This window comes from Paenibacillus sp. OAS669, from assembly GCF_014873645.1.
Taxonomy (GTDB): domain Bacteria; phylum Bacillota; class Bacilli; order Paenibacillales; family NBRC-103111; genus Paenibacillus_S; species Paenibacillus_S vulneris.
Window position 1 is genome coordinate 1 of sequence record NZ_JADBDR010000017.1, and the last position, 20,420, is coordinate 20,420.

The 20,420-nt window shown below is 50.6% G+C and carries 14 protein-coding genes and 1 other annotated feature; of the genes, 12 read left to right on the plus strand and 2 right to left on the minus strand.

Features of this window, described 5'->3' with window-relative positions; genetic code table 11:
• The first annotated feature begins 180 nt into the window (after nucleotides 1–180).
• Nucleotides 181–431 (plus strand) — a binding site (T-box leader).
• A 50-nt stretch (nucleotides 432–481) separates the two neighbouring features.
• Nucleotides 482–3,577, plus strand: coding sequence for an isoleucine--tRNA ligase (gene ileS / locus GGC63_RS28135; RefSeq protein WP_192705137.1), 3,096 nt, complete (start codon nucleotides 482–484; stop codon nucleotides 3,575–3,577).
• A gap of 52 nt (nucleotides 3,578–3,629) precedes the next feature.
• On the opposite strand, the gene GGC63_RS28140 is transcribed toward ileS, so the two are convergent.
• Complete coding sequence (locus GGC63_RS28140) at nucleotides 3,630–4,151, minus strand: thermonuclease family protein (RefSeq protein WP_192705138.1); 522 nt, start codon at nucleotides 4,149–4,151, stop codon at nucleotides 3,630–3,632.
• A 156-nt stretch (nucleotides 4,152–4,307) separates the two neighbouring features.
• Between GGC63_RS28140 and GGC63_RS28145 the strand changes: the two genes are divergently transcribed.
• The 8 genes from GGC63_RS28145 (at nucleotide 4,308) to galU (ending at nucleotide 12,529) form a co-directional block, all read left to right on the plus strand.
• The gene (locus GGC63_RS28145; RefSeq protein ID WP_192705139.1) at nucleotides 4,308–6,047 is read left to right on the plus strand and encodes a DNA repair helicase XPB; all 1,740 of its coding nucleotides are present in this window, start codon (nucleotides 4,308–4,310) and stop codon (nucleotides 6,045–6,047) included.
• Complete coding sequence (locus GGC63_RS28150) at nucleotides 6,044–8,065, plus strand: helicase-associated domain-containing protein (RefSeq protein ID WP_192705140.1); 2,022 nt, start codon at nucleotides 6,044–6,046, stop codon at nucleotides 8,063–8,065. Before GGC63_RS28145 ends, GGC63_RS28150 begins: the two co-directional genes overlap by 4 nt.
• Nucleotides 8,066–8,144: 79 nt before the next feature.
• Nucleotides 8,145–8,606, plus strand: a complete 462-nt coding sequence (locus GGC63_RS28155) for a YlbF family regulator (protein ID WP_192705141.1) — start codon at nucleotides 8,145–8,147, stop codon at nucleotides 8,604–8,606.
• 195 nt (nucleotides 8,607–8,801) lie between these two features.
• Nucleotides 8,802–9,068: a YlbG family protein gene (locus GGC63_RS28160; RefSeq protein ID WP_079910347.1), complete on the plus strand. Its 267-nt coding sequence runs from the start codon at nucleotides 8,802–8,804 to the stop codon at nucleotides 9,066–9,068.
• A 164-nt stretch (nucleotides 9,069–9,232) separates the two neighbouring features.
• Nucleotides 9,233–9,670 (plus strand): hypothetical protein, encoded by a 438-nt coding sequence (locus GGC63_RS28165; RefSeq protein WP_192705142.1) that lies wholly within the window; start codon nucleotides 9,233–9,235, stop codon nucleotides 9,668–9,670.
• 173 nt (nucleotides 9,671–9,843) lie between these two features.
• The gene (locus GGC63_RS28170) at nucleotides 9,844–10,755 is read left to right on the plus strand and encodes a selenium metabolism-associated LysR family transcriptional regulator (RefSeq protein WP_192705143.1); all 912 of its coding nucleotides are present in this window, start codon (nucleotides 9,844–9,846) and stop codon (nucleotides 10,753–10,755) included.
• A gap of 54 nt (nucleotides 10,756–10,809) precedes the next feature.
• Entirely contained in the window at nucleotides 10,810–11,667 is an 858-nt protein-coding gene (locus GGC63_RS28175; RefSeq protein ID WP_192705144.1) for a PHP domain-containing protein, read from the plus strand.
• On the plus strand, nucleotides 11,654–12,529 hold the full coding sequence (gene galU, locus GGC63_RS28180; RefSeq protein ID WP_192705145.1) for a UTP--glucose-1-phosphate uridylyltransferase GalU: 876 nt from the start codon (nucleotides 11,654–11,656) through the stop codon (nucleotides 12,527–12,529). The genes GGC63_RS28175 and galU overlap by 14 nt, the downstream gene beginning before the upstream one ends.
• A 119-nt stretch (nucleotides 12,530–12,648) precedes the next feature.
• Here the strand turns inward: galU and GGC63_RS28185 are convergent, their stop codons facing one another.
• Nucleotides 12,649–14,448 (minus strand): NFACT family protein, encoded by a 1,800-nt coding sequence (locus GGC63_RS28185; protein ID WP_192705146.1) that lies wholly within the window; start codon nucleotides 14,446–14,448, stop codon nucleotides 12,649–12,651.
• Between the two features lie 224 nt (nucleotides 14,449–14,672).
• Here GGC63_RS28185 and GGC63_RS28190 point away from each other — a divergent pair, with 224 nt between their 5' ends.
• The 3 genes from GGC63_RS28190 to GGC63_RS28200 all read left to right on the plus strand — a co-directional run bounded on the left by GGC63_RS28190 (nucleotide 14,673) and on the right by GGC63_RS28200 (nucleotide 20,419).
• The gene (locus GGC63_RS28190; protein WP_192705147.1) at nucleotides 14,673–17,459 is read left to right on the plus strand and encodes a calcium-translocating P-type ATPase, SERCA-type; all 2,787 of its coding nucleotides are present in this window, start codon (nucleotides 14,673–14,675) and stop codon (nucleotides 17,457–17,459) included.
• A 172-nt stretch (nucleotides 17,460–17,631) separates the two neighbouring features.
• Entirely contained in the window at nucleotides 17,632–18,474 is an 843-nt protein-coding gene (dapF, locus tag GGC63_RS28195; RefSeq protein WP_192705148.1) for a diaminopimelate epimerase, read from the plus strand.
• Nucleotides 18,475–18,511: 37 nt separating this feature from the next.
• Nucleotides 18,512–20,419 (plus strand): bifunctional homocysteine S-methyltransferase/methylenetetrahydrofolate reductase, encoded by a 1,908-nt coding sequence (locus GGC63_RS28200; protein ID WP_192705149.1) that lies wholly within the window; start codon nucleotides 18,512–18,514, stop codon nucleotides 20,417–20,419.
• The last annotated feature ends 1 nt before the right edge of the window (nucleotide 20,420 follow it).

The following is a 20,420-nucleotide window of genomic DNA, read 5'->3' on the forward strand; positions in this document are numbered from 1 at the left end:
TTTTCTCTTTTGGACAAAAAAAGAGCAGGCCATCTTTTCGATAACCTGCTCTTTTACATAATTCTTGGTCCTGCATCTTAACTTAATGACATTGTCTCCATGGGGCGCCTTTTTCTTTTACAACAGCAACATGACTTGACAGATTATAAAAATTGGTATATAAACGGAAGTAAGTAAATGATAAATTCGATGACGAGAAAGAGTAAACTATGATGTTGATCCCCAGAGAGCCGGTGATTGCTGAAAGCCGGTGTTCATGTCCTAGTTGAAAATCATCTCGGAGAAGTGAAGCTGAAAGGTCAATCGAGTAAGCTTAACCGGGGGTCCGCCGTTACAAGGAACGCGTATGATGGTACGTTGATGAGTGCTGCGCCGCTTTATGCTGTGGTGCGGAACAAGGGTGGTAACGCGAGCGATGACTCGTCCCTTCTGGGGGACGGGTCTTTTTTGTTTTTACGACAAAACTGGGAAGGTGACTGTGATGAGGAATGTAGACCCTAAGGAAAAAGCGAGAAGCAGGGAGCTTCGCGTTCTTGAGCATTGGCAGCGGCAAGGCACGTTCAGGAAATCAATCGAAAACAGGGAAGGCAAGCCGAATTTCGTGTTCTATGAAGGGCCGCCGACCGCAAATGGTGCACCTCATATCGGGCATGTTTTGGGCCGGGTCATCAAGGATTTTATTTGCCGGTACAAAACGATGACAGGTCACCAAGTCATCCGCAAAGCAGGCTGGGATACGCACGGTTTGCCAGTTGAGCTCGGTGTAGAAAAGCAGCTGGGCATTTCGGGCAAGCAGGAAATCGAGCGATACGGCGTAGCCGAATTCGTCGCTAAATGTAAAGCAAGCGTATTTGAATACGAAAAGCAATGGCGGGAACTGACGGAGGCCATCGGATATTGGACGGATATGGAGCATCCGTATGTTACCCTGGATAACAACTATATCGAGAGCGTCTGGTACTTGCTGTCGGAAATCCACAAGAAGGGGCTTCTGTACAAAGGCCATCGCGTCAGTCCATATTGTCCGTGCTGTCAAACGACGTTAAGCTCTCATGAAGTGGCGCAAGGCTATGAGGATGTCAAGGATTTGTCAGCGACGGTGAAGTTTAAACTAACAGGCCGGGAAGAAACGGTGCTGGCATGGACGACAACGCCGTGGACGCTGCCTGCAAACGTAGCCTTAGCGGTGAACAAGCAAATTACTTATGCCAAAGTGCTTCAGAACGGCGAAAGCTTCATCGTTGCCGAAAATCTGGTTGAGAAAGTGATGAAAAGCGATTATGAAATCGCAGGCACCATGAAGGGCGAGGAGCTGGTGGGACTGCATTACTCTCCGCCTCTGCCTTACGTTAAAGCTCAGAACGCCTATGTAATCATTGACGGTGATTTTGTAACGGATGCAAGCGGTACAGGAATTGTTCATATCGCTCCTGCGCATGGTGAGGATGATTACAGGGCTGCAATGAAGAACGGAATCAGCATGCTAAGCGTAGTCAATACGGCCGGGCGCTATATTGATGAAGTCACGGATCTGGCAGGCCGCTTCGTCAAGGATTGCGACGTCGATATCGTGAAGCTGCTGGCCGAGCGGGGGCTTTTGTACTCCAAGGAGAGATACGAGCACAGCTATCCGTTCTGCTGGCGCTGCAAATCCCCGCTGCTCTATTATGCTACGGAGAGCTGGTTCATTCGTACGACGGCTGTCAAAGAGCAGCTACTTGTCAACAACCGGGAAGTAGCGTGGTACCCCGAGCATTTGCGGGATGGCCGATTCGGGAACTTCCTTGAAGAGCTCGTCGACTGGAATATAAGCCGGAACCGGTATTGGGGGACGCCGCTGAACGTCTGGGTATGCCCGGATTGCCAAGGCGAATACGTGCCGTCGAGCGTAGCTGATTTAAAGGATAAGGCTGTTACGGAGGTGGCTGCCGATTTGGAGCTGCACAAGCCGTTCGTGGATGAAATCAAGCTGAAATGCCCTCATTGCGGCAAGGGGTCAATGGATCGCACGCCTGAGGTCATCGACGTATGGTTCGACAGCGGTTCTATGCCTTTTGCTCAGTATCATACTCCATTTGAAAATAAAGAAATGTTTGAACGGCAATATCCTGCGGATATGATCTGTGAAGGGATTGATCAGACAAGGGGCTGGTTCTTCAGCCTATTGGCAGTCTCTACGCTCTTTAATGGAAAAGCACCATATAAAGCGGTTCTATCGACAGGACATATCCTGGACGAGAACGGCCAGAAAATGTCCAAAAGTAAAGGGAACGTCATCGATCCATGGGAGATCATCAATGAATTCGGGACGGATGCGTTCCGTTGGGCCTTGCTGTCGGATAGTGCGCCTTGGAACAGCAAACGGTTTTCGAAGCAGATCGTGGCAGAAGCCAAATCCAAGGTTATCGATACCATCGTGAATGCGCACGCCTTCTACACCCTTTATGCTTCGATTGACGGTTACAAGCCCGGAGAGCATGACAGTGTCCAGAGCAGCCATATTTTGGACCGTTGGATCGTATCCCGATTGAATCGATTGGCCGCGGCTGTAGGCAAAGGACTGGAAGCCAACGACTTCCTGAATCCCGCCAAGGCGATAGAAGGCTTCGTCGATGAGATGAGCAACTGGTACATCCGCCGATCCAGAGACCGGTTTTGGGGGAACGGTCTTACGGAAGATAAGCTGGCCGCTTACCAGACGCTTCGAACTGTGCTGGTGACGTTGGCGAGGCTCATGGCTCCGTATACTCCTTTCTTGTCCGATGAATTGTATTTGAACCTGGGTGGAGAAATGGATAGCGTACATCTCGCTGATTACCCTCAAGCTGAAGCCAGACTAATGGATTTGCGGCTGGAGCAGGAAATGGAGACGGTTCGGAACATAGTGGAGCTTGCGCGCAGCGTCCGAAACGAAAGTGGTGTGAAAACGCGGCAGCCGTTGTCCGAGCTCATCGTCGCTCTTGACCAAACCGTCGATTTGTCCGGATACGAGTCCATCATTAAAGAGGAAATTAATGTAAAAGCCATTCGATTAGAGAACAGCGCAGAAGGCTTCGTCGATGTTTCTTTGAAGCTGAATTTAAAGACGGCTGGGCCCAAGTACGGCAAACACGTTGCCGAGCTGCAGCAGGCTTTGCGTACCCGATCTGCCAAGGAGGCTGCGGATATTGTCCGGGCAGGACACTATCTGCACCATACAAGCAGCGGAGAAGTGTTCGACATTCCTATGGAAGAGCTCCTGGTTGAAAAGGTCGCGAAACCCGGATTTGCCTCTGCTTCCGGTTACGGTTTGACAGCAGCATTAAATACAGAACTGAACCCCGAGCTTGAGCAGGAAGGGCTGGTGCGCGAATTAGTGCGGGCAGTGCAGGACTACAGGAAGCAGCTCAATCTTGCCGTTGACCAGCGGATCCATCTGGAATTGGATGTGGACTCCGAAACCCAGGAAGCCGTGGAGCGATTCGAACATGTTTTGAAGGAAAATGTACTTCTGAATCATTATAGCTTCAACCGGCGTGAAAAAATGGAGTATGTAAGCTTGGGAGAAGGGCGCAAGGCAGGCTTGTTTATTCAATAATACAAAAGAGCGGAAGCGCATTTGACACTTCCGCTCTTTTGTATTGGTTATCCTATTTCCTTTTTTTCTCGAAAGCGGCATCGTAGTCTTTCCATAGCCCTTTTTGAGCTTTACGTGCAGCTTCCTGATCTTTTTTGAACAGATCTACGTATTTGACATTGGGAGGGAAGGTTGCCATTCTTGCATATCCCTCTTGCACCAAGGTCCGGTTAAACAGCTCGTCACCGATCCACACATAAGCGAGATAACGGTCATACTGGTCGCGCTTCTCCACGTCCCATTCCAGCTCGACAGTCTTGTTCTCCAAACGCTTGGCCGTATAGTCCGATGCTTCTTTACCATAGAACATGACGGGGGTATCCGCTTTTTTAGTCTCGGGCGTGTCTACTCCAATCATACGGACTCTTTCTTTTTTGCCGTCTTGATTGATTTCGAACGTATCACCGTCAATCACCCGTTCTACCTTAACCGGCTCGCGGCTCTCTTTGGAAAGGGCTTTCTTTTCGTTGCATGCAGACAGAAAGACCGACATGCACATTAGCAGCACCGCAGCTATGACCCCGCATTTTTTCATTCCGCCACCTCATTTGTTAATCGATACCAATGCTTTATTGTAGTGCCTGGCCAATCCGCTTGTAAAGAGAGGATGTTTAAATATTCCTTTTTCCCCTCATACTATAATGAATAGGGCAATCGAGCAAATACGACAAAGTTCGGGAGGATTGAAGGAATGCAAATCGATTCCAAACGGCCGCTAATTGTGCAAAGTGATTTTACGATTTTGCTGGAAGTTCGCCATCCCCAATTTCATGCCATTCGCGCCGGATTAGCGCGGTTTGCAGATTTAATCAAAACACCGGAACATATTCATACTTACCGTATGTCGGCTTTGTCGCTGTGGAACGCGGCGGCTGCAGGGATGACGACAGAGGAAATCACATTATTTCTGGAGGAAAATGCTAAATTCGGCGTTCCGCATACGATCAAACAAGACATTAAGAGGTTTGTAGAGCGCTACGGCTTGATAAGAATCGAGAGCTTGGGAGAGGATTTGCTGCTGATTTCCGACGATGTGGAAGCGATTAAAGAAATGGTTTCATTCAGATCGCTCCGTTCTTATGGCTTATGCCAGGTAGACTCGAGAACTCTCCGTTTCTCGGCGGCGTACCGCGGGGCATTGAAGCAGGAATTGATTAAGCTGGGCTATCCTGTAGAGGATTTGGCCGGCTACAGCCGCGGGGAAGAGCTTCCGATTCGACTAAAGTCCGAAGGAAAAGCAGGAAAAGCGTTTCAACTGAGAGATTACCAGAGCTCCGCCGTGGAATCCTTCTACCGCGACGGTACGCTCCAGGGCGGCAGCGGCGTACTTGTACTGCCCTGCGGAGCCGGCAAGACCATCATTGGCATTGCGGCCATGGGCAAATTAAACTGTGCCACCTTAATTTTGACGACCAACAGCACCTCCGTCCGCCAATGGAAGCGCGAAATTCTGGATAAGACGGATGCAACAGAGGACATGGTGGGTGAATACACTGGTCATATGAAGGACGTCAGGCCTATAACGATCGCTACCTATCAAATATTAACTTACCGCAAGTCCAAGAACGACCTGTTTAAGCATATGGATTTATTCAATAAAAGGGACTGGGGCTTGATTGTGTACGATGAGGTCCATTTGCTTCCCGCCCCGGTATTTCGCGTTACAGCGGATATTCAGGCAACCAGACGATTGGGACTGACAGCCACGCTTGTCCGGGAAGACGGCAGGGAAGAGGACGTATTCTCTCTCGTCGGCCCCAAGCGATATGATATGCCATGGAAGGAATTGGAAGAAAAGGGGTGGATAGCTTCCGTTACCTGTACCGAAATCCGCATCCCGCTGCCAGAAGCCGAACGCGATCAATATCTTACTGCAGGGGCCAGGGCACAAATGAGAATTGCCAGTGAAAACCCGGCAAAGCTGGCCGTTGTTGATGAGCTTCTGGAGCGTCACCGCGGCGATCAAGTGATTATTATAGGTCAATATATCGATCAGCTGAAGCATATTTCCAAGGTAACCGGAGCGCCGTTGATTTACGGTCAAATGCCTCATGAGGAGAGGGAAATGTGGTATGGCAAATTTCGAACCGGTGAGCTTCAAACGATTATCGTTTCGAAGGTTGCCAATTTTGCGGTTGATTTGCCCGATGCCTCGGTTGCCATTCAGCTGTCGGGCAGCTTCGGCTCGCGCCAAGAGGAAGCGCAAAGACTCGGACGCATATTGCGCCCGAAGGAAGAGCTCAATAAAGCCAGCTTTTATTCTATTGTCAGTGCCGATACCAAGGAGCAGGAATTTGCATTGAACCGTCAGCTGTTCCTAATTGAGCAAGGCTATACCTACCGTATCGAGGAAAGAGGGGCGGACACGGTGAGAGCAAACCGTTTGCAAACGGCTCATCCAACGGAGAGACAGGAGGCTGTATTTCCATGAATCAGGCTGACTATTTGGCCAGGATACCGCAAACCCTGCGCAAACAAATCGAAGCGGAGGAGGTATACGCCCCTTGGCTGAGACAGGGACATACATTGGAGAACATAACCCAGAGCCAGGTCATCATGGAAACGGTCTATAACCAAATGACACAGCAGGAACGACGGGTGCTGCAGCTCATTGTATCGGCTATTGGCAGCGAGCCCTTTGATAACGGGAGGCTGGACAAGCTGGCCGCTCGGACCATGTCAGGTGCGGATACGAAGGTCGGACTGCTGCTGCTGCTGAAAAAAGGCATTTGTTTTGCTTTCCGCAAATCGTGGGGAGAGCATGTATATCGGATGGCGATGGATACCCTTGCCTTGTGGCATCAAATTCTGTTCCCGTCTGAAGACGGGGAGGGCTCTGATGAACCCACCCCTAATGATATTGAGATTACGCATTCGGGAGGAAGAGGGCTCACGGAGGATCTGTTTCAAACGCTAGTCTATCTCGGGCAGCAGCCGATCAAGCTAACCAAGGGCGGATCGATTCCGAAACGGCAGCTGCAAAAATTGGGCGAGCTCATCTCTCTCAACGACGAATGGTTAGAAGGAACCGGCATAAAATATGTTTATGCGGACCTCTACTCTTACAAAATAGCGGTGATGATGGAATGCCTGACCCGGCTTCAATTGATACGGAGCCACGCAGAAATCCTCGAGCTGGATGGAGGAAATGTAAGAAGCTGGCTGCAGCAGCATGAGACTGTTCAAACAGCGGCCCTGTACCGAACATGGAAGTCAGCGGTTTTTCCGGGCGAAGCTTGGATGCAGCATGCGGTTCTTTGGCTGGATGGGAAGACAGAGGAACGATGGATCTCTTGGCAGCAGCTGGAACTGTGGCTTCAGACTCACCAGCTTCTTCCGAACCAACCGGATGGAGAAAGCGCTGAAACCAGACCGGAAGCATTCGAACGCATGTGGCTTCTTCCGCTTATTGCATTTGGCTGGCTGGAAAAAGGGATGGACCGCATGGGCTCCCTTTATTACCGTTGGCGGCGACATCCGTTGAATACCTCCTTAGCGGTTGAAGAGGATGCCAAATTGTATGTGCAGCCTGATTTTGAAATCCTGGTTCCACCCGATGTTTCTTATTCCTTGCGATGGGAGCTGGCCCAGTTCTCGGATCAGCATACCTTTGATGCACTATCCATATATAAGGTTAATAAAGAAAGCATACAGAGAGCCCTCGAGAACGGGCGTACTCTGGAAGAGATGTTGGATTTTCTGACGCTTCATTCCATGTACGAAGTGCCTGAGAATGTAAAGCTGACTTTGGAGCAATGGGCCAAGCCGTTTGGCCAGCTGCAGCTTGCCAAGGTCATCCTTTTACGCTGCGAAACCGTCGAGGCGGTTGATACTGTGAGGAAGCTGACGGCGTCAACGGACTGTTTCCTGGAAGCTGTCGGTGACAAAGCATGGATCGTAAAAGCGGATCAGCTGGGCTCTTTAAGAGCTATTCTCGACAAAGCAGGCTGGATGCCCGGCAAGCTGGTTTTGCTGGACGGATCGGCTGAGGGTGTTTCTGATGCGAAAGGAAGCATCGAAAAGCCGGCGGCGGGCGCAAACGGGAACGGCGAGTCTGCACAAACAGAATGGAGATTGGATTTAACGGTCAAGGGATTCCTGTATTCCCGACATAATATAGGGCTTTACGAGATGGAGCAGCGTCTTCCTCATATCGCCGAGCTTTACCCTGATTTGAACGGAATCCCGTCAAGCTGGATGAAGGATTACCGTACCTATCACGCGTCTACCCGCAGGGAGATGGTTGAGAAAGCGATGGAATGGAAGGCGGCAGTCCAGGTCCGCCATAACGGGCGGGACCGGCTGATAGCGCCTAGAAAGCTTCAGGAAACCCGCGGCACCTGGAGCATGATCGGGCTGGATCCGTCGGAAATGCAGGAGGTATGCTGGCTTGCTGAGGATTGGCAGGAAATGAAAATGATCTTGCCTGGGATAAATGATAAATATTGATGCAACAAATGAGCCCAATGTATGATATGATAGACTTGTCTGGCCCGAATAAATATTTGAAGATTAGGCAGGTGCTATTATGGCAGCTATTGAAGCTCAAACGTTGGACATGTCTGCCATTTTGATGCAGGCTTACAGCTTGGGTGATTTGATTAAAGACTCCGCGGAGACGGCGGATTATTTATATTGGAAGAAGAGAAAAGAAGAAGACCCGCAGGTGCAGGAGCTGATGAAGCTGTTCCAGAAGAAGAAGGATTTGTTTGAAGAATGCCAGCGCTTCGGGCATTTTCATCCTGATTACCACAGTGCGCTGGAGCAGGCCAGGTCCATTCAGGAACAGCTGGACAGCTTGGAGGCCGTCAGAAGGTTCAAGGAGGCGGAGCAGCGTCTTGACGAATTGCTCTTCTCCGTATCGGAGACGATAGCCCGCAGCGTATCGGACACGATCAAGGTACCGAGCAACGATCCTCTTGCTTCCGGGGGCGGCTGTTCCTCGGGAAGCTGCTCTTCCGGAGGCTCTTGCTCAGGCAACTGCGGATAGCTCCTTACAAGGTTTGCCGGGGGGCCTTCCCAAGGCTCCTCCGCTTTCTTTGCTTTTCCCCGCGGCATCCTTGTGCCATTTGCGATTTACATAAGCAGTAAGCAAAGATGCCAGCGCTTCCAATTTTAGAAGATCGGATTCTTCGTTAGTTCCGAATTCATTATATTTATCCTCCCGTTAGAAAGAAGGGTTGCTATGTTTATCGACCGAAGCGGTCTTATCGTTTGGTTCAGTGATATTAAAGCCGCAGCCAAGCAGCTTGAACGCTATGGAAGCGTCCATTTTATTTCCAAAAGAATGCATTATGCAGCCATGTATGTCCACAGCAGCAAGCTGGAGGAGACGATGAAGCAGCTGCAAAAGCTGCCGTTTGTAAAAAAGGTGGAGCGTTCCTACCGTAACGAAATCAAGACGGAATATACAAGCAATATGCCGGATAAAACCCGATTCTACAGCCTGTAAATCAAAATGTACCGGGAAAAGCTTTCTTACGAGAAAGCTTTTTTATTTTCTTTTCTAAAGATTTTTTTATTTGGATTCATATTTTAAATCAAGTAAAATGAAAGTGCTATCGATTTTGTACATAGGCGAAAAGGACCAATTTAATGGGCGAGGGGTTGTGATTTATGAGAGATAAAGCAGCACACCGTTCCAACAACTGCGATCCGTACTTTGTTGCCCTTGGTGATAAAAAAATTACGGATATCGTAATCACAAATCATGCTCGGCTCCGCTGGACTGATAGGGTGGAGAACCGGAAAACTGGATTCGACGACATCTGCGATTTTTTATGGAGCAAGCTTAAGGAAGGCAGGATTAAATCTTATTACAAAAACGGCGAGGACGTTTTTTTGGTAGATGAGGATCTTGTTATGGTCGCAGAATTTACAACCTTTGATCCGGATACAATGCACGGTCAGCATCGGCTGCACCGTATGGTTATCGTTACATTTTTAGGCCGTATGTCCGAAACGATTGAGTTAAGAGACCTGAAGTCCTATTATTCCTGGCTTCGACATTCGCGCAGAATGACATTAATAAAAAACAGCCGCAAAAGAAGGTAAGCGCCTTCATACAAAGGGGTTGCCAAAGCTTTCCGCTTCAACGGGCGGAAGGCTTTTTTCTGTTTATGAGCATGGTTCCACCAGATGCGGCAAGGATTGGAGGCGTTCCCTTTTGAGTCGCACTTTTCTTTGCTATAATAGGGCTACAATGCAAGTTGGAGGTAGTAGGAGAGATGGCACTTAATTTTCACCAGCTTCATATTTTTTATACGGTTGCGGAAAAAGGGAGCTTTTCTCATGCTGCTCAAGCCCTTCATATGACACAGCCTGCCGTAACGATGCAGGTTCAATCGCTTGAAGACTATTTTGGCACCAAGCTGTTCAATCGCTCCACCAAAAAAATTGAACTGTCGGAGGCGGGAAGAACGCTGCTGCCTTTTGCAAAGCGCAGTATAGACTTGATGAAGGAAACGGATATCAGCATGTCCAGGTTTACCCATATGCTCGAGGATAGGCTTTATTTGGGTGCGAGCATGACTGTAGGTGAATATATCTTGCCTAGGCTGCTGGGTCCTTTCGGCAAAGAGTATCCGAACATCTCCGTTAGCATGAAAGTCATTAATACGAGACAAATATTGGAAGAAGTACTCAACCATCAATTGAACTTCGGCTTGGTAGAGGCGGAAATTCACCATCCCGATGTCCATACGGAAGCCGTCATGAACGATGAGCTCATGCTCATTGTTCCTAAAGATCATCCTTTATCCAGCAAAAGCACGGTGAAGATGGAAGAGGTTCTGCAGTATCCTTTCGTGCTTCGGGAACAGGGCTCGGGAACCAGAAGAGTTATGGAGGAGGAGCTGGCAAGGGCGGGCATTGACCCGGGAAACATGAAAATCGTGATGGAGCTTGGAAGTACAGGAGCAGTCAAATCGGCGGTTGAAGCCGGTTTGGGGATATCCATTCTCTCCCAGTCCTCCGTGAAGCATGAGGTTGCCCTCAAGGTGCTTGAAGTCAAGCAAATCGAGGGAATCCACTTCAAGCGCAGCTTTTATGCCATCTATTTGAATTCGACAATATTGCCGATCGCGGCGGTTACTTTCGTATCGTTTTTGCGGGAGCGCGATTTAAGTCAGTGGATTTGATGCTTTGGAGCATGTAGCTTTTGTTGTTTGTACATAAAAAGGGGGACGAAACGTTTGCTTTATGCAGATTTACATACACATACACTGGCTTCGGACGGGACGCAGTCTGCCTCGGAGAATGTAAGGCTCGCTTGCGAAGCGGGCATGGGAGCCGTAGCTGTGACGGACCACGATACGGTAGCGGGGATTGAGGAAGCGCTGGAAGCAGGCAGCCGGCTTGGGATTATTGTAGTCCCCGGGGTTGAGATCAGCACCATGTCCAAAGGGCAGGATATTCATGTGCTCGGCTATTTCATCGATCATCGCGATCCGCTGCTGTTGGAGCGGCTGGGTGAAATACGTCAGGTTCGCGATCGGCGCAATGAGATGATGATAGCGCGCCTGAATGAGCTTGGAATGGAAATTACGATGGATGATGTGAAGGCATCGCTTATTCAGTCTAAAAAACAAGACGAGACGATCGGAAGACCGCATATTGCCGACGCTTTGGTAAGAAAAGGGTACGCAGCTTCGATGACCGAAGCCTTTGATCGCTATCTCGGTAAGGACGGCGCCGCTTATGTCAATCCGCCGCGTACTGGTCCGGCTGCCGCGATCCAATGGATATTGGAGTCCGGCGGCGTTCCTGTTCTGGCTCATCCCGGGCTGTACGATCAGGACGAACTCATAGGCGAGCTTGCCGCACAAGGGTTGGCAGGCTTGGAGGTGTACCATTCCGACCATACGCCGGAGCAGGAGGCCCATTACAAGCAGCTGGCCGAGCAGTATCATTTGATTATGACAGCTGGCTCCGATTTTCACGGCGAACGGAACGGGGTTGTATTCCATGCCCCGATCGGCTCGCGCCAAATCTCGGTGGAAGTCATTGAGCAGCTGCGTCAAGCAAGGAGGAACGCAAATGAACGTTCGTAAAGCCATCATTCCTGCCGCAGGGCTCGGCACCCGTTTTTTGCCGGCAACCAAAGCCCAGCCGAAAGAAATGCTGCCTATAGTCGATAAACCCGCTATTCAGTACATAGTTGAAGAAGCGATCGAATCGGGTATCGAGGACATTATGATCGTGACGGGCCGCAATAAACGGGCTATTGAGGATCATTTTGACAAATCCGTGGAGCTGGAAATGATGCTCGAGGAGAAGGATAATCAGGAGCTGCTGGATATCGTACGCAAGGTATCCAATTTGGCGGATGTTCACTACATTCGTCAAAAGCAGCCCTTGGGGCTCGGACATGCGGTCTTGTGCGCGCGCAAGTTTATCGGCAATGAGCCGTTTGCCGTACTTCTGGGTGACGATATTATCCAATCGGAGCCGCCGTGTCTAAAGCAAATGATCGACCTGTTCGAACAGACGGAAACGGCGGTCATAGCAACACAGCAAGTTCCCTGGGATGATGTGAACAAGTACGGCATCGTATCGCCGTCGCAGAAGTCCGGCACATTCTCCTATATTGACGATCTTGTGGAGAAGCCCGACCGTGATCATGCGCCGTCCAATATGGCCGTTATCGGCAGATATATCATCACTCCTGAAATATTCGGCATATTGGAGAAGTGCGAGCCGGGAAGAGGCGGGGAGATTCAGCTGACGGATGCGCTTCGTATCTTGAACCGGGAGCGGCAGATGGTGGTATATCCGATTCAGGGCAAACGATACGATGTCGGGGACAAGCTCGGCTATATCGAAGCGACTATTGAATTCGCCCTGCAAAGAAAAGAGCTTCAAGGGGCGTTAAAAGCTTACCTGACCCAGTTAACAGAGCCGTGGCGCGGCTAAGAAAAAGACAAGACCGGACAACCGGTCTTGTCTTTTTCATTGTCTGAATCAGGTATCGAAAGCAATGCCCGTTCTGTGGGGTCAGGTTGTTTCCAAACAGACTCGCCCACATTACGGGGTTATTTTATACTAACAGGCATTCGTTTGATCATGTCAGCGTCAGGAGTGACGAACAGCGTCTTCTGATGATCGTAAATAACGAAGCCGGGCTTGGCGCCGCTGGGCTTGCGCACATGCTTGATGAACGTATAGTCGACGGGGACCTGGCTCGATTCCTTGGCCTGACTGAAATAGGCGGCCAGCTGCGCAGCTTCATGCAGCGTCTGCTCATTAAATTGATTGCTGCGGATGACGACATGAGAGCCAGGAATGTCCTTCGTATGCAGCCAGGTATCGCCGGATTGGGCGAGCCGGTTGGTCAAATATTCATTTTGCGTATTGTTCTTGCCTACGTAGATTGGTATGCCTTCCTTTGAGGTGAAGCAGGAAAGAGAAGGCTTCTGATTCGGCTTCTTCTTGCGCGATTTTTTGCCGCGGTCGCGAATGTACCCCTGCTCCACCAATTCCTCGCGGATTTCCTCAATATCGCTGAGCGAGGCGGTGCCAAGCTGCTGCAGTAAGCCTTCCAAATACCGGATTTCCTCATGCGTTTGCTCCAATTGCTCGTTGACGGCAATCAGGCTATTTTTGCTTTTCGTATATTTCTTGAAATAGCGCTGTGCATTCTCGGAAGCCGTCAGCAGCGGGTCCAAAGCAATGGTGATCGGTCTTTGCTCCTCGTCATAATAGTTGATGACCTCGATCTCCGAATCGCCTTTTTGGATTTGATGCATCGAAGCCGTCAGGAGCTCTCCAAGAATCCGGAATTTATCCGCATCCTGTGCTTCCTCCAGCGTTTCCTGCAGCTTGTCGAGCTTTTTGATGTTTTTGCTACGTTCATTTTGAAGAAAGCGGAGCAAATCCGACACGCGCTGCTTCACTGTGTCCCGCTCGGCTTTATCTCCGTAAAAAGCTTCAAGGCATTCGCTTACGGAAGGGTAGTGCGTTACGTTTCCCTGGATATGCGATAGCTCGGTTATAGAAAAATAGGCTTTCCCGTTAGCCTCTCGCTCACAAATGTTCGGCTGCGATTGGTCCTGGCGAAGCTGCTCGATCAAAGCGTGGAATTGCTCCCATAGCAGAACGGCGTTCTCCTCCGGAGTATTCGCATCGGTTAATGGAGGATGGCAGCGGGATGTCAATTCCTTGGCTACAAGCGGACTGAAGCCGCTGAACCGGTTTACGATCCGCTGCCCCCAGGTTTCATCGCCAGGCGCCGAACGGGGCTTATCCAGCTCATCCTGCTCTAGATCAGGCAGCGGGCTCGTAACGCTTGCAATAAAGCCTTCCTTATTCACGTCAAAAGGATGCTGCTTGTGCTGCTCGGGAGGAGCTACATATTGACTTCCCGGCATGACGATCCGATAGCTGCTGATGGCCGGGGTAACGTGATGAATTCCGTCGATGATAGTCCCTGCTGTAGGGTCCACTAATATAATGTTGCTGTGACGGCCCATGATTTCGATTATCAGCGTTTTGCTGCTCATATCGCCAAGCTCATCGCGCTGGCGTATTTGCATATGGATGACCCGTTCGAGTCCGGGCTGTGTGATGCTCTCGATAATTCCGCTCTCACAATGCTTGCGGAGCAGCATGCAGAACATGGGGGCTTCCATCGGGTTCAGGAAGCTCTGCTCTGTCAGATGTACCCTCGGATAGGTAGGGTTTGCCGACAGAAGAAGCTTCAGGTTGCTCCCCTGGGCTCTTAACTGCAGGACAATATCATGCTCGGAGGGCATGTGAACTTTATTGATTCTGCCGCCCACACAACGCTGCAGCTCATGCACAAGGCTGTGGACGACCAGTCCGTCTAACGACATGTTTGAGACAACTCCAATCGATGATTCAAGAATAAGATAATGGTAAAGTACCATTCTCTATCATGCCATATTTTCGCTAAAAACTTAAGTCCGTTTTCCTTTGTGCTATTTTGCGGCTTGTCTGAATACATTTACTAAAAGAAGCTGTCCTTGTGGTGATGTTCCGAACAGGGGAGGCATCGTAACAACCTTTTTGGTACAACCTTTTGGGAGGGAATGAGCAGATGGGTCACAAGCAGTGGTATCAAATGACGGCTGAGGAAATTCTGCAAATCCAGCAGATCGAACCGTCACAGGGGCTCTCTTCAGAAGAGGCGGAGAGGCGATTAAAGGAGCATGGTCACAATGAACTGTCCGAGGGGAAGAAAATATCGCCGCTCTCCCTTTTCCTAAACCAGTTTAAAGATTTCATGGTGCTGGTGCTGATGGGGGCGACGTTAATTTCCGGGCTCCTGGGAGAATATTTGGATGCGATCACCATTATCGCCATTATCATCATGAACGGTATTCTGGGCTTTATCCAGGAGTTCCGTGCCGAACGGTCGCTTCGTGCTCTCAAGGAGCTTTCGGCCCCGAACGCGAAGGTCGTACGGGGCGGATTGATCGAGCATATTCCGGCCAAGCACCTTGTTCCCGGCGATGTCGTCGTCATGGAAAGCGGGGACCGGATCCCTGCCGATCTGAGGTTTATCGACGCCAACGGCTTGTACGTGGAGGAATCGGCGCTGACCGGAGAATCGGTGCCTGTTGGCAAGCACACAGCTGCGCTTCAAACTGAAGAAGTGCCGCTTGGAGATCAGCGGAATCTCGGCTTTATGGGAACGATGATTACGCGCGGAACGGCCAAAGGAATTGTTGTACGTACCGGAATGAATACGGAAATGGGGAAAATCGCCGATTTGATTCAAAGCACGGAATCCATGGATACGCCTCTTCAGCATCGTTTGGAGCAGCTCGGAAAAATACTAATCATCGTCGCTTTGGCGCTGACCGTTCTTGTTGTCGTAGCAGGTATCGTGCATGGACAAGAGCCATACGGCATGTTCCTGGCTGGAGTCAGCTTGGCGGTGGCCGCCATTCCTGAAGGGCTTCCCGCTATCGTTACCATCGCGCTGGCATTGGGCGTGCAGCGGATGATTCAGCGCAAGGCGATCGTAAGGAAGCTGCCTTCCGTCGAAACGCTGGGCTGCGCATCGGTCATTTGTTCCGATAAGACGGGCACCCTGACTCAAAATAAGATGACGGTCACTCATCTGTGGCTGGGGGGCAACCTGTTGGAGGTAACCGGGGACGGATACGCCCCGCATGGCGACATTCTTCAAAAAGGAGCCCAAGTCAATCTGAAGAAAAACCAGATGCTGCGGAGACTTCTTCAAGTATCGGTGCTGTGTAATAATGCGATACTAGTTGAAGAAAAGCAGGAGACCAAACGCAAGAAGCAGGAGGAAGATTCGCCGGTTTCTTCATGGAATATCAAAGGGGACCCGACCGAGGGAGCGCTTGTCGTTCTCGGGGCGAAGGCCGGGATGACGCAGCAGTCTATCGAAGGCTTGTACAGGCGTGTAGGGGAATATCCTTTTGATTCGGAGCGCAAACGTATGTCGGTGCTTGTGGAGCATCAAGGCGGCCGAATGGTATGCACGAAGGGGGCACCCGACGTGCTTCTGAATCAATGCTCCTATGTCCTGTGGGACGATAGAGTGATTCCGTTTACAACGACGCTGAAGCAAAAGGTGCTGGCGGCCAACGAAGGCATGGCAAACAACGCGCTTCGTGTTCTCGGTGTGGCTTACCGTGATGTTAAGCCTACAGAGCGCTGCGATGCAGAGGAGGAGGTCGAAAGCGGACTCATCTTCATCGGTTTGGCCGGAATGATCGACCCGCCTCGCAAGGAAGTACGAGATGCCATCTCCAAATGCCGCAAGGCGGGCATCAAGACAGTCATGATTACAGGGGATCATCAGTCCACAGCCGAAGCCATCGCCAAGCAGCTGGGCATTCTCCCGCCTAACGGTGGACTGGCACTCAACGGGCATCAGCTGAGTCAGATGTCGGACGACGATCTGGACGCTCGGGTTGACGATACCTACGTGTATGCGCGGGTATCCCCTGAGCACAAGCTGCGAATCGTGAAGTCGCTGCAAAGAAAAGGTCATGTCGTAGCGATGACGGGGGATGGCGTTAACGACGCGCCTGCTATTAAAGCGGCGGATATCGGGATAGCAATGGGCATCAGCGGCACGGACGTATCGAAGGAAGCTTCGGCGCTTGTGCTTAGTGACGATAACTTTGCAACGATTGTGGCGGCAATAGAGGAAGGGCGCGGAATTTATGAGAACATCCGCAAGTTTATCCGTTATTTGCTCGCATCCAATGTAGGCGAGATTATGACCATGTTTCTTGCTATGATGGCAGGTCTTCCGCTGCCGTTAATTCCGATTCAGATTTTGTGGGTCAATCTGGTGACAGACGGTCTTCCGGCAATGGCTCTCGGCGTCGACCAGGCGGAAAAGGATCTCATGCAGCAAAAGCCGCGCCCGGCAAGGGAAAATATATTTGCCCGGCGTCTTGGCTGGAAAATTATTAGCCGCGGGATTCTGATCGGCGTATGTACCCTGGCTGCGTTCATGATCATGCTCCATCAAGGAGGCAAGAATGAGGCGGACGTACTGGTAAAAGCTCAGACGGTTGCCTTCGCTACGTTGGTTATGGCTCAGCTGATTCATGTCTTTGACTGCCGCAGCTCCCGCTCGATCTTCCACCGTAATCCGCTTCAGAACGGCTACCTGGTGCTCGCTGTCGTTTCATCGCTGATCCTTATGCTGGCCGTATTGTATGTGGAGCAGCTTCAGCCGATTTTCAAAACCGTTCCGCTCGGGTGGAAGGATTGGATTATCGTATTGATTTTCGCAGGCATTCCGACGTTCTTCATGGGCTTCGGCAGCCTGATGAGCAAGCCGTCCAAGCGCAAACCGATCCGTTACGGCAGCGCCAAACCGGCGGCAAGATAAACAGATTCCGCAAGACCGGCGATGGGAAAAATGCCCATGAGCCGGTTTTTTGCTTTTTAGCCCGAAATCGGTTAAAATTTTGCGGAAAAACTATGCATTACCTTGTTTTTGCGTTATGATAATGGCTAAACCAAAAGAATACGGGAGTAGGATAGAAAGCAGGGGAGAAGCAATGAACTTTACAAAAATGCATGGACTCGGGAATGATTTTATCGTTGTCGGAGGAGAAAAAGAACTTCCTGCCGACGCGAGCCAGCTTGCGGTCCGGCTGTGCAGCCGGTTTTTCGGAATCGGGGCAGACGGTTTAGTATATATACTTCCTTCAGAAATAGCGGATTATAAGATGAGAATTATAAATTCGGACGGCTCCGAATCCGAACAATGCGGCAATGCAGTTCGCTGTGTTGCCAAATATATTTACGAGCATGGTCTGGTCGACCCTGATAGACGGGAGATCACGGTGGAAACGATCGGAGCGGGAGCTCAACAAGTTCAGCTTACGGTTGATAATGGGAAGGTGACAGCAGTCCGTGTAGATATGGGTGCGCCGATATTAAAAGGAACGGAAGTGCCGACGGCACTCGACCTCGATGTCGTAATGAACCACCCTATCGAAGTAGACGGACGCCAGTTTGCGTTTACAGCCGTTTCGATGGGGAATCCTCACTGCGTAATCTATGTGGAGGATGCCGTAGGCTTTGACTTGGCTGCTTGGGGACCCAAGCTTGAAGTACATCCTATGTTTCCTCGCCGCGTCAACGTAGAATTTGTAACGGTCAAATCCCCCGTCGCTATGGATATGCGAGTATGGGAGCGGGGAGCGGGACCGACGCTCGCTTGCGGAACCGGCGCCTGTGCGACGCTGGTTGCCTCCGTTCTGAACGGTAAATCGGAGCGTGCGGCCACGGTTTCCTTAAAAGGCGGGGATTTATTCATAGAATGGGACGAGGCAAGCAATCACGTGTTCATGACCGGTCCGGCGGAGCAAGTGTTCGAAGGCACCGTAACATTGTAATGAGCGCATTTATTGGGGAAAAGCGAGGCGGAAGATAATGAAGCTTGAGTTGAGAGAAGCGCTCCGTCAGCACATATTGGTCGGCGATGGAGCCATGGGGACTTATTTGTACCAATTGGGGTTTCCGGTCGGAATTTCCTATGAGGAATTGAATCTGTTAAAGCCGGATGTTATTATGGACGTCCATCGCCGTTATTACGAGGCGGGCGCGCGGATTATTGAAACGAACACCTTTTCTGCCAATCGCGAAAAGCTGTCCAAATACGGTTTGGAGCAGGACGTAGAGGCTATTAACCGCGCAGGTGTAGAGCTTGCCCGTAAAGCGGTCGGAGAAGATGCTTACGTCGTCGGAGCGATCGGGTCGATACGAGCCGGCAAAAGAAAAAATGTGCGGACAACAAAGGTAAAGGAAGATTTGCGCCAGCAAATCGAAATACTGCTTGATACGCAGATCGACGGTCTGCTTCTGGAATCGTTTTATGATCTGGAAGAAATGCTGATTGCGCTCAAAATCATTCGCAAGCTGAGCGACATTCCTGTCATCTGTCAATTTGCCACGGAAGGCACCGGGACGACCCATGACGGAGTAACGCTGCCGGAAGCCTTCGCCAAGCTGAAGCAGCATGGAGCGGACGTCGTCGGCTTTAACTGCCGAAGCGGTCCTAACGGCTTGCTCCGTTCGCTTGAAAAAGTGGCCGGAATGAGCGATCCGCTTCCGTTTTCGGTTTTCCCGAATGCGGGAATACCGGATTATGTGGACGGGCGGTTTACGTATGCGGCGACACCGCAATATTTTGCCGAGACGGCGCTCAAGTTTGCCGATCTGGGCGCCCGGATCATCGGAGGATGCTGCGGTACGACTCCCGAGCATGTTGCTGCCATGGCGCAATCGCTGCATGAGTACACACCGGATGCGACAAAAGTTACCCGCTTACAGAACGCGGGGACTGTGTCGTCGGCAGAGCAAGAGAAATCGAAGGCGGCCGAGCTCCAGTTCGCACCGTTTCCAGATGGAGGAGCTTCCAATCGGGAGCCCAACATCGTGGAGCTGGTCAAACAGCGCCATACTGTCATTGTAGAGCTGGATCCTCCGAGGGACTTGGATATCACCAAATTTATGCAAGGCGCCCAAGCGCTGAAAGAAGCCCGCGTCGATGCATTAACGATGGCGGACAATTCCCTTGCCGTAACGCGGATGAGCAACTTGGCTCTCGGTTATTTGGTAAAAGAACAGACGGGCCTGCGACCGCTGATTCATATCGCGTGCCGCGACCGGAATATGATCGGAACCCAGTCGCACATGATGGGTCTACACGCACTTGGAATCGACCATGTGCTTGCCGTAACAGGCGACCCTGCGCGATTCGGCGATTTGCCCGGCTCCAGCTCGGTGTACGACTTGACTTCGTTCGAAATCATCCGTATGATCAAGCAGTTGAACGAAGGAGTCGCCTTCTCGGGTAAGGCGCTTAAGAAGACGGCTAATTTTATTATCGGAGCCGCATTTAATCCTAACGTCAAATATTTGGACAAAGCCGTTCAAAGGCTGGAGCGCAAAATTGAAGCGGGCGCGGATTATATTATGACGCAGCCTGTTTATAATGCGGAATTAATAGAAAAAATATATGAAGCGACGAAGCATTTATCCGTTCCTATTTTTATCGGTATCATGCCTCTGGCAAGCGGAGGCAACGCAACCTATCTCCATAACGAGGTGCCCGGAATTCAATTGTCCGACGACGTGCGTCAGAGGATGGGAGAACTGAAGGGTGAAGAAGGCCGCGCTATGGGGGTACAAATCGCCAAAGAATTGCTGGATACGGCGATGAAATATTTTAACGGTATTTATTTGATGACGCCGTTCCTTTCCTATGAAATGACGGTACAGCTGACGAACTATGTGTGGGAGAAATCCGGCCTGGCAGTTTCCACTTGTACCCATTGAC